Consider the following 14,418-nt stretch of genomic DNA (forward strand, 5'->3'; position numbering starts at 1 on the left):
GGGCGCGCGATCATACCGGGACTGGTGGATTTTTGAACAACCTTTCGCCAGATTTTTTCTTGGTCGTGCAATAAACACCGTTAATCCGGCACGGCCCCTGCATTGATTCAGGCACACGACAATGTAATGCCGGCCTATCTCGCACTAACAGGAAAAACTGCCGAACCAGAGCCCACGCCGTCTGTCTGACCGTCTAGGCTCAACTACTTCACGCTCGCTCGAGGTCTTATCGATGACTCAAGAACCACTTGTTCGCGAAGCAGAGGTGGCCGCATTTCGCGACGCCGTCTTGACCAAACTCACCTACGCGGTGGGTAAAGACCCGGATCACGCCTTCGACCACGACTGGTTCGAAGCCATTGCGCTGGCCGCGCGCGATCACATGGTCGAGCACTGGATGGATCACACCCGGCAGATCTACCGCAAAGGTCAGAAGCGGGTTTACTACCTCTCCCTGGAATTTCTCATCGGCCGGCTGCTCTACGACAGCCTGAGCAACCTCGGCCTGCTGGACGTTGCCCGCGAGGCCATGACCGAACTCGGCGTCGACATCGAGCGCATCCGCCTGCTGGAGCCTGATGCGGCCCTGGGTAACGGTGGCCTCGGTCGGCTGGCGGCGTGCTTCATGGAAAGTATGTCGACCCTCGGCATCGCCGGCCACGGCTACGGCATTCGGTATGAACACGGCTTGTTCCGTCAGGCGATTGTCGATGGCTGGCAGCAGGAACAGACCGAGCATTGGCTGGATTTCGGTAACCCATGGGAATTCGAGCGCCCCGAAGTCGTTTACCCGATCGGCTTTGGCGGCAGCGTTGAAACCGTCACCGACGACAGCGGCAAATCCAGGCAAGTCTGGTCCCCGGCTGAAACCGTGCGCGCCATTGCGTATGACACCCCGGTGGTCGGCTGGCGCGGGGCGAGCGTCAACACGCTGCGCTTGTGGCGTGCCCGTGCGATGGAAGATTTGCACCTTGAGCGCTTCAATGCCGGCGACCACTTGGGCGCGGTCGCGGAAGTGGCCCGGGCGGAAAGTATTTCCCGCGTGCTCTACCCGGCGGACAGTACCGAAGCCGGCCAGGAGCTGCGCCTGCGTCAGGAATACTTTTTTGTCGCGGCGTCTCTCCAGGATTTGCTGCGCCGCCATCGCAACATGCACACCTCGGTGCTGACCCTGGGCGATCACGCGGCGATCCAGCTCAACGATACTCACCCGTCCATTGCCGTTGCCGAGCTGATGCGTCAGTTGGTCGATGTCTACGACGTGGCGTGGGACGCTGCATGGCAGGTCACCGTCGACACGCTCTCGTACACCAACCACACGCTGTTGCCGGAGGCGCTGGAAACCTGGCCGGTCGGTTTGATGGAGCGGATGCTGCCGCGGCACATGCAGATCATTTATCTGATCAACGCTCAGCACATCGACTCGCTGCGGGCCAAAGGCATTCACGATTTCGACGTGCTGCGTGCAGTGTCGCTCATCGAAGAGGACAACGGACGCCGCGTGCGCATGGGCAACCTCGCGTTTCTCGGCTCCCACAGCGTCAACGGCGTGTCCGGGCTGCACACGCAGCTGATGCGCAAGACCGTGTTCTCCGAACTGCACAAGATCTACCCGGAGCGGATCAACAACAAAACCAACGGGATCACCTTCCGCCGCTGGCTGTATCAGGCCAACTCGGAGTTGACCTCGATGCTGGTCGACGCCCTCGGCCCTGATCTTCTGGATAACCCGGAAGAGCGCTTGCTCGATCTGGAACCCTTCGCTGAAAAAGCCGCGTTCCGCAAAGCGTTCGCCGAGCAGCGCCTGCACAGCAAGAAAGCCCTGGCGTACATCATTCATGAGCGGCTTGGGGTCGCGGTCAACCCGGCAGCGATGTTCGACGTGCAGGTCAAGCGGATCCACGAATACAAACGCCAGTTGCTCAACCTGCTGCACACCGTCGCGCTGTACCAGGCGATCCGCGCCGAGCCGGAAATCGACTGGGTGCCACGGGTGAAGATCTTCGCCGGCAAGGCCGCCGCCAGTTATCACCAGGCCAAGCTGATCATCAAACTCACCAACGACATCGCCCGGGTGGTGAACAACGACCCGACCGTGCGCGGTTTGCTCAAAGTGGTGTTCCTGCCCAACTACAACGTCAGCCTGGCGGAGAGCATCATTCCGGCGGCGGATTTGTCGGAGCAGATTTCCACCGCAGGTTTTGAAGCCTCGGGCACCAGTAACATGAAGTTCGGCCTCAACGGCGCGCTGACCATCGGCACCCTGGACGGCGCCAACGTGGAAATGTGCGAACGCATCGGCGCCGAGCACATGTTCATCTTCGGCCTCAGCGCGCAGCAGGTTGAAGCTCGCAAGCAGAACCACGAGTTCAGCGCGGTGCCGGACATTGCCGCGTCCCATCGATTGAATGACGTACTGCAAGCGATTCGCGGCGGGGTGTTTTCGCCGGACGATCCGTCCCGCTACACCGGCTTGATCGATTCGCTGATTGACTACGACCGCTTCCTGGTCTGCGCCGATTTCGATTCCTACTGGGAGGCGCAGATGCGTGTGGAAGCCCATTGGCACGATTCGAACCAATGGTGGCGTTCAGCGGTGTTGAACACGTCCCGGATGGGCTGGTTCTCCTCCGACCGGACTATTCGCGAGTACGCCACGGATATCTGGAAGGCATTGGAGTAAGTCTTCAATCGGCTCGATATACTGGCGCGCCGGAAAAGATCGCAGCCTTCGGCAGCTCCTACAGTCGGCGTTCACCTAACATTGGGTGAACGCGGTCGGTTTAGGAGCTGCCGAAGGCTGCGATCTTTGCTGTACGGGCTGCGCTAATCTTCTCGGATTGGCCACTGCGCTTAGGGATATCGACCATGCAATGGATGTTCATGCTGATTGGGCTGGTGCTGGGCTGGATACTCGACGAGTCGTTCAGCGACGCGCTGTTGGGCGCGTTGCTCGGGTTGGGGATCGGCCAGGCCGTTCGCATCGGTCGTTTGGGCACACAAGCGGCGGAACAGCGCCTTCTGCTGGAACAGGCGCAAGTAGCGCTGCATGCGGTCCAGCAGCGCCTGGCCTTGCTGGAGGTGTCTGGCGTCAAGACACCCGAAGCCAGCGAGCCGGTTGCCGAGGAACCGGTTGCCAGCGACCCCGGCCCCTCCCCTGTATTCATTCTCGAAGAAATCCCGGTCTCGGCTCCGGAGATGGTCTGGGAGCTTCCCCCCGAATTCGAACCGATCACCGCGACGGCGACGCAAGCCAGTCGTCCCTTGCCCGACGATGTCTGGAAAGCCGAGCCAGTCGCCCGTGAGCCGCAGCAACCCGTAGCTCCGCGCGGCCCAAATTTCTTCGAACGGGCCATCAGCGGCGCACGCAACTGGCTGTTCGGAGGCAACACCGTGCTGCGGGTCGGCGTGGTGCTGTTGTTCCTCGGTCTGGCGTTTCTGCTGCGTTATGCCACCGAAGGCATGGTGGTGCCGATTGAGCTGCGTTACGCCGGTGTGGCCGTGGCGGCGTTGGGCCTGCTCGGTCTGGGGTGGTGGCTGCGTCATCGCAACAACCACTATGCGTTGATGCTGCAAGGCACCGGGATTGCCGTGTTGTACCTGACGGTGTTTGCGGCCATGCGTTTGCATCCATTGCTCGATCCGACGGCGGCGCTTGGGCTGCTGGTGGCGGTAACGGTGTTCTCGGCCATTCTGGCCATCACTCAGGACTCGCTGGCATTGGCCTGCGCCGCAGCGCTGGGTGGTTTCGCCGCGCCGATCCTGACGTCTACCGGCGCCGGCAACCACGTCGCGCTGTTCAGCTACTTCGCCTTGCTCAATGCCGGCATCCTTGCCATCGCCTGGTTCAAGGCCTGGCGGCTGCTCAACCTGATCGGCTTCGTCGGCACCTTCGGCATCGGTTTCGCCTGGGGCCTGCGCTCCTACACGCCGGAATTGCTGTGGAGCACCGAACCGTTTCTGATTCTGTTTTTCCTGATGTACCTGGCCATCGGCCTGCTGTTCACACGGCGCAAGTTGCTGGAAATGAGCGACGCGCCCGAGGACGACAGCCGTGAGGCACTGCTGCGCTGGTCGGCGCATAAAGGTGATTACGTCGACGGCACAATGCTGTTCGGCCCGCCCCTGGTGGGTTTCGGCTTGCAGTTCGCGCTGGTGCAGCACCTGGAATTCGCCGCCGCTTTCAGCGCCCTCGCGCTGGGCATGATCTACATGGGACTTGCGCGTCTGCTGATGGGCGGACGGGCGCTGCTGCTGGCGGAAACCTGTCTGGCGCTGGGCGTGATCTTCGCCAGCCTGGCGATTCCATTGGGCCTCGATGCGCGTTGGACCTCCGCCGCCTGGGCCGTTGAAGGCGCCGGGATTTTCTGGCTCGGCCTGCGCCAGCAACGACCACTGGCCCGTGCATTTGCCTTGCTGCTGCAACTGGGGTCGGCGCTGGCGTTTCTCAGCGAGTTGCGGATCGGCGAAAGCAGCCTGCTCGACGGCGCGCCGCTGGGCGCGTTGATGCTCGGCGTGGCGTTGCTGTTCAGCTTCTACCAATTGCGCAACGCCTTGCCCGAGCAAACGTCGGAGTGGGAGCGTAAAAGCCTGCCGGTGCTGGCGTGCCTCGGCCTGACCTTTCTCTATCTGCTGGCGCCGCTGTTTTTCTTCACCCACGGTACGGCGATCAGTTGGGCGCTGGCCGGTCTGGCGACATTGTTTGTCGGCCTGCGCCTGCAATCGCGCACCTTCCTGTTTACCGCGTTTGCCGTGCAGTTGCTGGGTGGCGCGTTGTTCCTGTTGCGACTGCAAGGCGCAAGCGGTGAGTCCGGCGCGGTGTTCAGTGCAGGCTGGAGCGGCTTGCTCAGCGCGTCCCTGATCGGTCTGGCGTTGATCGCCGGCATGCTGCTGGCAGCGCGAGACGACATGGTGCGTAGCGACGTTCGGCTGTTGCGCGGTTTGTCAGTGGTGTTGCTGGCCGGTCTGGTGCTGATCAATCTGGCAGTGCTGTTCGTGCTGCCATGGCAAACCGCGAGCGCGGTGTGGGCGGCCAGTGGTTTGTTTATCATCTGGCTGAGCCTGTATCTGAAGCAACGCGTAAGTTTTGTCTTCGGCCTGCTGCTGCAGGTGATTGGCGGCGCGGCGTTTCTGTTCGCTGGGCCGGATCTGCTCGGGCCGCTGGCCAGCGAAGGATTGAAACCGCTGGCGCACAGCGGTTTCTGGACGCCGCTGGTGTTGGGATTGGCCGCATTGGTTGGCGCCTGGCGCTTGCAGCTCGGCAACCATGCTTCGGCGTTTGACGCGTTGGATTTGCAGCGCTTGTCCGAAGTGCTGCTGGTGTGGGGCGCGGGATGGTGGGCGCTGGCATGGATCAGTGATGTGCTGCGGTTTGCGCCGGTGAATCTTCAAGCGACGTTGCTGCTGACGGTCGCTGCGGTGAGTGTGGCGGTGTGGGCCGTGTTGGCGTTGCGCCTGAAATGGCCGTCGCTGGGCTTGTTCTGCACCTTGCTGATACCGGCCGCGGGTGTGGTGTTGCTCGCCGCTTGGCACTCGCGTTATCACCCGGCGGCGGATTTCGGTTGGCTGGCCTGGGCGGCGGTGTTTGTCGTGCATTTCATCTCGCTGCGGCGTCTGGCACCGATGCTGCCGGCGCGGGCCTTGAGCACTGCTCATGTGCTCGGCTGCTGGCTGTTGATCGGGGTGCTGGCGCTGGAATTGCGCTACGGCCTGCTGTTGTTGTCCGAGCAGTACAACGCCTGGCGCTGGTTGGGTTGGGCGATACTGCCGAGCCTGTATCTGGTGCTGATGGCTGCGCCACGCAACGGGCCTTGGCCAGTGTCGGCTTACGCGCGTGAATACCGCTTGTACGCGGCAGCACCTCTGGCGGTGCTGATGCTCGTCTGGTTCTGGCTGGCGAACATCGTCAGCGACGGTACGGCCGAACCGTTGCCTTACGTACCGCTGATCAATCCGCTGGAATTGGGCCTGCTGTTTGCGCTGTTCGGGGTTTATGTCTGGGCGCGCAGCGCGGTGACGCGACTGGCGATCCGCAAGGACACCTTCGATCACGCCACACAACTGATCGCCGGCGTTTCACTGTTTGCGTTCTTCACCGCGCTGGTGAACCGCACGGCTCATCATTGGGGCGGCGTCCCGTTCGAGCTGGATCTGCTGCTCGCGTCCATGCAGGTGCAGGCCGGTCTGTCGATCGTCTGGACCTTGATGGCCCTGAGTCTGATGATCGGCGGCCATCTACGACATCGTCGTGAAGTCTGGCTGATTGGCGCGGCGTTGATCGGCGTCGTGGTCGCGAAACTGTTCTTTGTCGAATTGAGTAACCGTGGCGGGCTGGCGCGGATCGTCTCGTTTATCGGTGTGGGTGTGTTGCTGTTGGTGGTGGGCTATTTCGCTCCGTTGCCACCCAAGCGTGCCGACGCCGCGCCGGAACCTGAAAACCCGGCCCCGCAAACCGAAGGAGTGTCATCTTGAGTTCGAAGCTGAACCTGGTCTGGTTGGGCGTTGTTGCCATGGGTATGGCGCTGTCGGCCGGCGCGCAGGAAAAACCGGTGGATTTCGCCACGCAAGTGCCGTTGACCGTGAGTGGCGAGGGGCCGTGGTATCGCCTTGAATTGCCCTTGGTCGTGCAATTGAACGCGCGGCAGACCGACCTGAGCGACGTGCGCGTGTTCAACGCGGCAGGCGAAGCTCAGGCCTATGCCTTGGCGCGGGAAACCGCGAAAACCAGCGAAAACCGTACCCTGACCGATGTGAAGTGGTTCCCGCTGTACAACTCCGCGGACGACACCGAGCGTGCGCCGAGTGTGCGGGTGCAATCGAGCGCCAATGGCACGCTGGTCGAAGTGCAGCCGTCGAGTCAGCTGGAGGTGGGCGAAGAAGTGCTGCGTGGCTGGTTGCTCGACGCCAGCGGCATCAAGGCACCGCTGCAGCAGTTGATCCTCGACTGGACCAGCGAGCGCGACGGCTTCCAGCGTTTCAGTATCGAAGCCAGCGACGACTTGCAGCATTGGCAGTCGTGGGGTGACGGGCAGGTGGCGCGGCTGACGTTTGCCGACGAGCGGGTCGAGCAGCATGAAGTCGGTTTGCCGGGTCAATCAGCGCGCTACCTGCGTTTGTTGTGGAGCACGCCGCAGTCGGCGCCGACGCTGACGTCGGCGCAACTGGAAAGCGCCAGCACCCGCAGCCTGCCGCTGCCGTTGGTCTGGTCGCAAGCGTTGGCCGGCAGCAGCGTGAAGGCCGGGGAATACACTTGGCAATTGCCGATGGGGCTGAATGTCGAGCGCTTGCAGGTCGAGTTGAGTCAGCCGAACAGCCTGGCGCCGGTGACCTTGTCCGGTCGTCGGGACAGCAGTCTGCCGTGGCAGCCGTTGAGCAGCGGTTTGCTTTATCGCCTGACCCAGAGTGGCCAGGACGTGGTGCAGAACGAGTTGCAGCTGTCGGGGCAAACGGTGCAGCAGTTGAAGCTGACGGTGGACGAGCGGGGCGGTGGCTTGGGTGCCGAAGCGCCAACTGTGAAGTTTGCCGTGCGCTCGACGCAATTGGTGTTCCTGGCGCGCGGTGCCGGGCCTTATACGCTGGCGCTGGGCAGCGCGACGGTGAAGGCGGCGAACCTGCCGTTGTCGACGCTGATTCCGGATTACAGCGCGGCCAAGTGGGCGGCGTTGGGCAGGGCGACAGTGGATAGCGGGGCGGTGGTGACACCGACATCGACAGCCACCTCGACTTCGCAGGTTGGGACCCACTGGAAGAAGTTCGGGTTGTGGGGGGTGTTGTTGCTGAGCGTTCTGTTCTTGGCGGCGATGGCGTTCAGCTTGTTGCGCAAACCCCCGGTCAAACCTTGAAGGCGGGTGCTGCGCACCCGATCGCCAGCAGGCTGGCTCCTACAGTTAATCGCATTCCCCTGTGGGAGCCAGCCTGCTGGCGATAGCGGTTTGCCTGACGGTAAAGATGCCCGTTTCGAACTACGCTGAACCCGGCACATGAACTCTATTGGGTGTTCCACGTCTGATAGGAGGAAATGCGCCCCGACTCGCGTTAAACTGCGCGGGTTTTTAGCCCCCCATTCCACCGGAGCCTTCCATGTCCCGCGTTACCCTGAGTCGCTATTTGATTGAGCAGACCCGTAGCAACAACACCCCTGCCGATCTGCGTTTCCTGATCGAAGTGGTGGCGCGCGCCTGTAAAGAAATCAGCCACGCCGTCTCCAAAGGCGCCCTGGGTGGTGTTCTGGGCAGCATGGGCACCGAAAACGTCCAAGGTGAAGTGCAGAAGAAGCTTGATGTGATGTCCAACGACATCCTGCTCGAAGCCAACGAATGGGGCGGTCACCTGGCCGGCATGGCATCCGAAGAAATGGACAATGCCTACCAGATCCCGGGCAAATACCCGAAAGGCGCCTACCTGCTGGTGTTTGACCCGCTGGACGGTTCGTCGAACATCGACATCAACGCGCCGGTCGGTACGATCTTCTCGGTGCTGCGTTGCCCGAACGAATACCTGACCCAGAACGAGCCTTTGAACGAAAAGGCCTTCCTGCAGCCAGGCACTCAGCAGGTTGCCGCCGGTTACGCGATTTACGGTCCACAGACCATGCTGGTTCTGACCCTGGGCAATGGCGTCAAAGGCTTCACCCTGGATCGTGAAATGGGCAGCTTCGTACTGACCCATGAAGACATCACGATCCCGGAGTCCACCCAGGAATTCGCGATCAATGCGTCCAACCAGCGTCACTGGGAAGCGCCGGTACAACGCTACGTCGGCGAATTGCTGGCTGGCGACGAAGGCCCGCTGAAAAAGAACTACAACATGCGCTGGGTCGCCGCGATGGTTGCCGACGTGCACCGCATCCTGACCCGTGGCGGCTTGTTCATGTACCCACGCGACAGCCGCGAGCCGTCGAAGCCGGGCAAACTGCGTCTGATGTACGAAGCCAACCCGATGTCGTTCCTGGTTGAACAAGCCGGCGGCGCCTCCACCGATGGTCACCAGCGCATCCTCGACATTCTGCCGGACGGCTTGCACCAGCGCGTAGCGGTGTTCCTCGGTTCGAAAGAAGAAGTCGCACGCATCACGGCTTACCACAAGGAATAAACCATGACCGCGCCCTGGCAGCCGTTGCTCGAATGGTGGTTCGGAAACGCCGAATCACCGATCGAAACAGCGGCAGAGAAGGGCAAGTTATGGTTCGGCAAGCGCGACAGCCAGGACCTCGAAGCGCAGACGCGTTTCGGGGACTGGGTCGAGCAGGCACTGGCCGGCGGATTGACTGACTGGGCGCAACGCCCCGACGGTTGGCTGGCCCTGGTGCTGCTGCTCGATCAACTTCCGCGAATGATCTTTCGCGACACTCCACAATCCTTTGCAGGCGATCCCAGGGCGCAGGCTCTCGTAGCGCAAGGCATTGCTGCGGATTTCGATCGACAGTTGCGGCCGATTCAGCGGGTGTTTATCTACCTGGTGTTTGAGCATTGCGAGAATCTGGCGGTGCAGAATGAAGCGGTCTCGCGCTATATCGACCTTGTGGCACAGCAGCCGGAGGCCGAGCGGAAACTTTTTACCGACTATCTGAACTATGCCGAGAAGCATCAGCAGGTGATTGCGCGGTTTGGGCGGTTTCCACACAGGAATGCGGTATTGGGAAGGGAATCGACGGCTGAGGAGTTGGCGTTTCTTTCGGGGCCAGGGTCTCGGTTTTAGATTTCCATTTCGGCTGATGCCGTCACCGCCAGCAGGCTGGCTCCCACAGGAGTTTGTGATCGACACAAACCTATTGTGGGAGCCAGCCTGCTGGCGATGAGGCCAGTAAGAGCACCTCAGATTCTGAAACTGCCCACCAACTGCTTCAACCGCGCCGCCTGCTGCTCAAGATCAGAGCACGCGCGCAACGTCGCCTGCAGGTTCTCCACACCCTCCTGATTCAGCGTGTTGATCTCGGTGATGTCGACGTTGATCGATTCCACCACGGCGGTCTGCTCTTCGGTCGCCGTCGCCACGGACTGGTTCATCCCGTCGATCTCGCCGATCCGCTGGGTCACGCTGCCCAGACGCTCGCCCGCCTGGTTGGCGATGCCCACGCTGCTTTCGCTCTGGCGCTGGCTGTCGGTCATGGTGCTCACCGCTTCGCGGGCGCCGACTTGCAGTTCCTCGATCATCTTCTGCACTTGCTGCGCCGAATCCTGGGTGCGGTGGGCGAGGTTGCGCACTTCATCGGCGACCACGGCAAAACCGCGACCGGCTTCACCGGCCCGTGCCGCTTCGATGGCGGCGTTCAATGCCAACAGGTTGGTCTGCTGCGAGATGCTGGTGATCACTTCCAGAATCTGCCCGATGTTCACCGTGTTGCTGTTGAGCGTCTCGATGTTGCCGCAGGAATCGCTGATCTTCGCCGAGAGCTGTTGCATCGCCGCGATGGTTTTATCCACCACCTGCTGACCGTCTTCGGCCAGGGCGCGCGCGTCGCTGGAGTGCTGCGAGGCGAGGGCGGCGTTCTGGGCGATTTCCTGGGCGGCGGCGCCCAGTTCGTTGATCGCCGCGGCCACGCTGCTGGTGCGCGAAGCTTGCTGGTCGGAGTTGAACATCGACGAGTTGGACGCGGCGACGACCCGCAGTGCGACTTCGTTGACCTGGCCGGTGGCTGAGGACACTTCGCGGATCGAGGTGTGAATACGTTCTACAAAACGATTGAACGAGGTGCCCAGTGCACCGAATTCGTCATGGCCGTGAATGATCAGGCGTTTGGTCAGGTCACCTTCGCCTTCGGCGATGTCATGCATGGCGCGGCCCATGGTCAGCAGCGGCTGCATCAGGAAACTGATCAGCATGCCCAGCAACGCGATGATGATCACTACGGCGATGACCATGGCGATGATCGCCGAGGTGCGGAATTCGCTGATCATCGAGAACGCGGTGTCCTGATCCAGCACCAGCGCCACGTACCAGTTTGCCGACGGCACACCGTTGACGTGAGTGAAGGAAATGAACTGGCGCTTGCCGTCGATCTCGACTTCTTTCAGGCCCGGGCTGACTTGCGGGGCACCGTTCGGGTAGGCGTCGGCCAGATTCTTGAGGACCAGTTTGCTGTCCGGGTGAATCAGGATCTTGCCGTCGGCGCTGACGATAAACGCATGACCGTGACCGCCGAAGTTCAGCGAGTTGATGATCGCGCTGACGCTGGACAGGTCAATATCGGCGCCGGCGACGCCGATCATCTGGCCCTGGCGCTGTACCGGCGTGGCGACGGTGATCACCAGTTTGCCGGAGGACGCCGCGATGTAGGGTTCGGTGACGATGGTCTGTTGGGCGCTGTTGGCTGCCTTGTACCAGCCGCGTGCGCGAGGGTCGTAGTCCGCGGCACGATTGCCGGCCGGAACCGAAAACATCACACCGTCGGTGCCACCAAAGTAGCTCAGCTGGAAGTTGCTGGTGTAGGCGGGCAGGTCGATGACCCGCTTGAGGCTGGCCAGGGCACTGCCATCCACTACGATCTGCTGGGACAGCGACTGCAGCAACTGAATGCGGCTTTCCAGCCAGGTCTGGATGTTGCTGGTGGTCAGGCTGCCGAGTTCCTGCATCGACGATTCGGTACTGCTGCGCAGGGTCTGCCGCTGGCGGTAGTCGTTGAAAAGGATGAAACAAGCGAATGCGACGGCCACTACGAGGGCAGCAGCCAGCAGAATCTTGTGGCTGAATTTCATGTTTCTGGTCATTAAATGAGCTACCGCGGAGGGGCTGGTCAACAAGGGGCGCCAATTTGCCACAGGAGCGGGCTTTGCGCTGCATTTATGTCGACTCGCCGGCGCCAAAGATTAGGCGACTTTTGCCAAAACCGATGAAATGCTCAACGGCGAAAGAAAGTGGCTGATTTTTCGGCAAAAGGCAGACGAGCGGCCCAACAAATAGGCGCTCGGTCAGGGAACCAGACAGGGCTTTTCTCTTCTAAGCTTCAGCTTGGCAGCCATGCCATTCCCCTTCGCCCCAGGAGCTACACCATGTCGCTGCGTTCCATCGCTTTGCTTTCGTTCTGCGTGTTGCTGGCCGCATGCGGCAAGATCAATCAGGAAAATTATTCGAAGCTGTCGACAGGCATGCCCAAGGCCGAGGTGGAAACCTTGTTGGGCAAACCGACCGACTGCTCGGGCGCGCTCGGCATGTCCAGTTGCACCTGGGGCGACAAGAACAGCTTTATCAGCGTGCAGTACGCCGGTGACAAAGTGTTGATGTTTTCCGGCCAAGGCCTGAAGTAATCCGGGGCGATGCGCCCGCGGGAGAAAAACAATGAAACGGTTATTGATCCTCCTTTTTGCCGGCCTGGTATTGGCTGGCTGTGCCACTTCTGGCGAAGATCCATTGGCGCCGAAAACCGTCGCCAGCGTCAATTTGAAGAAGTACCAAGGGACCTGGTACGAGTTGGCACGTCTGCCGATGTATTTTCAGCGCAACTGTGCGCAATCCGAAGCCCATTACACGCTCAAGCCGGACGGTAACGTGCTGGTGCTGAACCGCTGCCTGACTGCGGATTGGCAGTGGGAAGAGGCCAAGGGCACGGCGTATCCGCAAGTGCCAGGCAAGACCGACAAGCTGTGGGTCGAGTTCGACAACTGGTTCTCGCGATTGCTGCCGGGTGTGGCGAAGGGGCAATACTGGGTGTTGTACGTCAGCGATGACTACAAGACTGCCATCGTCGGTGATCCTAGTCGCCGGTATCTGTGGCTGCTGTCGCGAACCCCTACGGTCAACGGCGTAGTGCGCGAAGAGCTGCTGAGCAAGGCGCGTCAGCAGGGATATGACACGACGCGGCTGATCTGGCGTGCGACGGATACGCAGATGGCCAAGACCTCGAACTGACGGCTAGTAAAGAACAAATATGGGAGCGAGCCTGCTCGCGATAGCGGAGTATCAGTCAACACTTCTGTTGAATTTGATCGCCCTGTCGCGAGCAGGCTCGCTCCCACATTTCGTTTGTGTCAGCCCAGGAGGTCGCGCAGGACTTGGGTAAACGCGCGGTTACTTTCTTCTTCTGCTGCATGACGCCCGTCACGCACCACCCACTGGCCATTGACCAGCACATCGCGCACCTGGCGATCGCCGCCGGCAAACAACCAACGATTGAGGATCCCGTCACCGCTGGCCGTTGCCAGGTACGGATCGCTACCGTCCAGCACCAGCCAATCCGCCCGTTTGCCAACCGTCAGCGCACCGATCGGCTGCCCCAGCGCCTGAGCGCCGCCATCCAGCGCAGCGTCATATAGCGTGCGGCCAACCATCGGCTGATCCGCGCCATACAGCCGATTACGCCGCTGATCGCGCAGGCGCTGGCCGTATTCCAGCCAACGCAATTCTTCCACCACGCTCAATGAAACATGGCTGTCGGAACCGATGCCCATGCGCCCGCCCTGGGCGAGGAAATCCACCGCCGGGAAAATCCCGTCGCCGAGGTTGGCTTCGGTGGTCAGGCACAGACCGGCGATGGCGCGACTCTTGGCCATCAGCGCGACTTCTTCCGGGTTGGCGTGAGTCGCGTGCACCAGGCACCAGCGCTGATCGACATCGGTGTTTTCGTACAGCCATTGCAGGGGGCGACGACCGCTCCAGCTCAGGCAGTCATCGACTTCCTTCTGCTGTTCGGCGATGTGAATGTGCACCGGACACTGCTTGTCGCTGGCCGCCAGTACTTCGCTGATTTGCTGTGGGGTGACCGCGCGCAATGAGTGGAAACACAGACCCAGCGATTGCGCCGGTTGCTGCGCCAGGATCGGCTGCAAGCGCGACTGCAGCTTCAGGTAATTTTCAGTGCTGTTGATAAAGCGACGCTGGCCATCGTTCGGCGTCTGGCCACCGAAACCGGAATGGCTGTAGAGCACCGGCAGCAAGGTCAAGCCGATACCGGCGGAACTGGCCGCCTGGCTGATGCGCAGCGCCAGTTCGGCCGGATCTGCGTAAGGCTGGCCGTTGGTGTCGTGATGCACATAATGAAATTCCGCGACCGAGGTGTAACCGGCCTTGAGCATTTCGATGTACAGCTGACGGGCGATTACACCGAGCTGATCGGGGCTGATTTTTCCGACGAGCCGGTACATCAGATCGCGCCAGGTCCAGAAACTGTCGTTCGGATTACCGGCCACTTCGGCCAATCCGGCCATCGCCCGCTGGAAGGCGTGGGAGTGCAGATTCGGCATGCCCGGCAGCAGTGGACCGCTTAGCCGTTCGGCGTCATCTGCGTTGGAATTGGCCTGGACATGGGTCAAAACGCCGTCGGCGCTGACCTCAAGACGTACATTGTTGGCCCATCCACTAGGCAGCAGCGCGCGTTCGGCAAAGAAGGCGGACATGGTTCAGCACCCCATCGTGTGTTATTTGTATATACATATACAGACGTTTGCCTGCTCGGTAAACTCCGGCAAGCTAGCAACCCTCACCAAA

General features: G+C 61.2%; 9 protein-coding genes and 1 pseudogene. 7 read left to right on the forward strand and 3 right to left on the reverse strand.

Annotation, left to right across the window (positions count from 1 at the left end; all coding sequences use genetic code 11):
- The first annotated feature begins 232 nt into the window (after positions 1-232).
- The 5 genes from ACM1ZW_RS10605 (at position 233) to ACM1ZW_RS10625 (ending at position 9,696) form a co-directional block, all read left to right on the forward strand.
- Positions 233-2,683, forward strand: coding sequence for a glycogen/starch/alpha-glucan phosphorylase (locus tag ACM1ZW_RS10605; RefSeq protein ID WP_017336072.1), 2,451 nt, complete (start codon positions 233-235; stop codon positions 2,681-2,683).
- A gap of 185 nt (positions 2,684-2,868) precedes the next feature.
- Positions 2,869-6,471, forward strand: a complete 3,603-nt coding sequence (locus tag ACM1ZW_RS10610) for a DUF2339 domain-containing protein (RefSeq protein ID WP_416740510.1) — start codon at positions 2,869-2,871, stop codon at positions 6,469-6,471.
- Entirely contained in the window at positions 6,468-7,841 is a 1,374-nt protein-coding gene (locus ACM1ZW_RS10615) for a DUF3999 domain-containing protein (protein WP_416740511.1), read from the forward strand. The genes ACM1ZW_RS10610 and ACM1ZW_RS10615 overlap by 4 nt, the downstream gene beginning before the upstream one ends.
- Before the next feature lie 238 nt (positions 7,842-8,079).
- The gene (locus ACM1ZW_RS10620; RefSeq protein WP_017336075.1) at positions 8,080-9,090 is read left to right on the forward strand and encodes a class 1 fructose-bisphosphatase; all 1,011 of its coding nucleotides are present in this window, start codon (positions 8,080-8,082) and stop codon (positions 9,088-9,090) included.
- Positions 9,091-9,093: 3 nt separating this feature from the next.
- Complete coding sequence (locus ACM1ZW_RS10625) at positions 9,094-9,696, forward strand: DUF924 family protein (RefSeq protein ID WP_416740512.1); 603 nt, start codon at positions 9,094-9,096, stop codon at positions 9,694-9,696.
- A 116-nt stretch (positions 9,697-9,812) separates the two neighbouring features.
- Here ACM1ZW_RS10625 and ACM1ZW_RS10630 read toward each other — a convergent pair whose 3' ends face one another.
- Both ACM1ZW_RS10630 and ACM1ZW_RS10635 read right to left on the reverse strand, forming a co-directional pair.
- Positions 9,813-10,577 (reverse strand): methyl-accepting chemotaxis protein, encoded by a 765-nt coding sequence (locus tag ACM1ZW_RS10630; protein ID WP_371927683.1) that lies wholly within the window; start codon positions 10,575-10,577, stop codon positions 9,813-9,815.
- Positions 10,578-10,670: 93 nt separating this feature from the next.
- Positions 10,671-11,705, reverse strand: a pseudogene (locus tag ACM1ZW_RS10635) (cache domain-containing protein); the annotation flags it as partial.
- Between the two features lie 282 nt (positions 11,706-11,987).
- Between ACM1ZW_RS10635 and ACM1ZW_RS10640 the strand changes: the two are divergent.
- Complete coding sequence (locus ACM1ZW_RS10640; RefSeq protein WP_007907841.1) at positions 11,988-12,242, forward strand: hypothetical protein; 255 nt, start codon at positions 11,988-11,990, stop codon at positions 12,240-12,242.
- 31 nt (positions 12,243-12,273) lie between these two features.
- A complete protein-coding gene (locus ACM1ZW_RS10645) occupies positions 12,274-12,843 on the forward strand; it encodes a lipocalin family protein (protein ID WP_017336078.1) in 570 nt (189 codons plus the stop codon).
- A 119-nt stretch (positions 12,844-12,962) separates the two neighbouring features.
- Here the strand turns inward: ACM1ZW_RS10645 and ACM1ZW_RS10650 are convergent, their stop codons facing one another.
- On the reverse strand, positions 12,963-14,327 hold the full coding sequence (locus ACM1ZW_RS10650) for a formimidoylglutamate deiminase (protein ID WP_416740513.1): 1,365 nt from the start codon (positions 14,325-14,327) through the stop codon (positions 12,963-12,965).
- Positions 14,328-14,418 lie beyond the last annotated feature (91 nt).

Source organism: Pseudomonas sp. NFX71 (assembly GCF_048079215.1).
In the GTDB taxonomy this organism is placed as follows: domain Bacteria; phylum Pseudomonadota; class Gammaproteobacteria; order Pseudomonadales; family Pseudomonadaceae; genus Aquipseudomonas; species Aquipseudomonas fluorescens_B.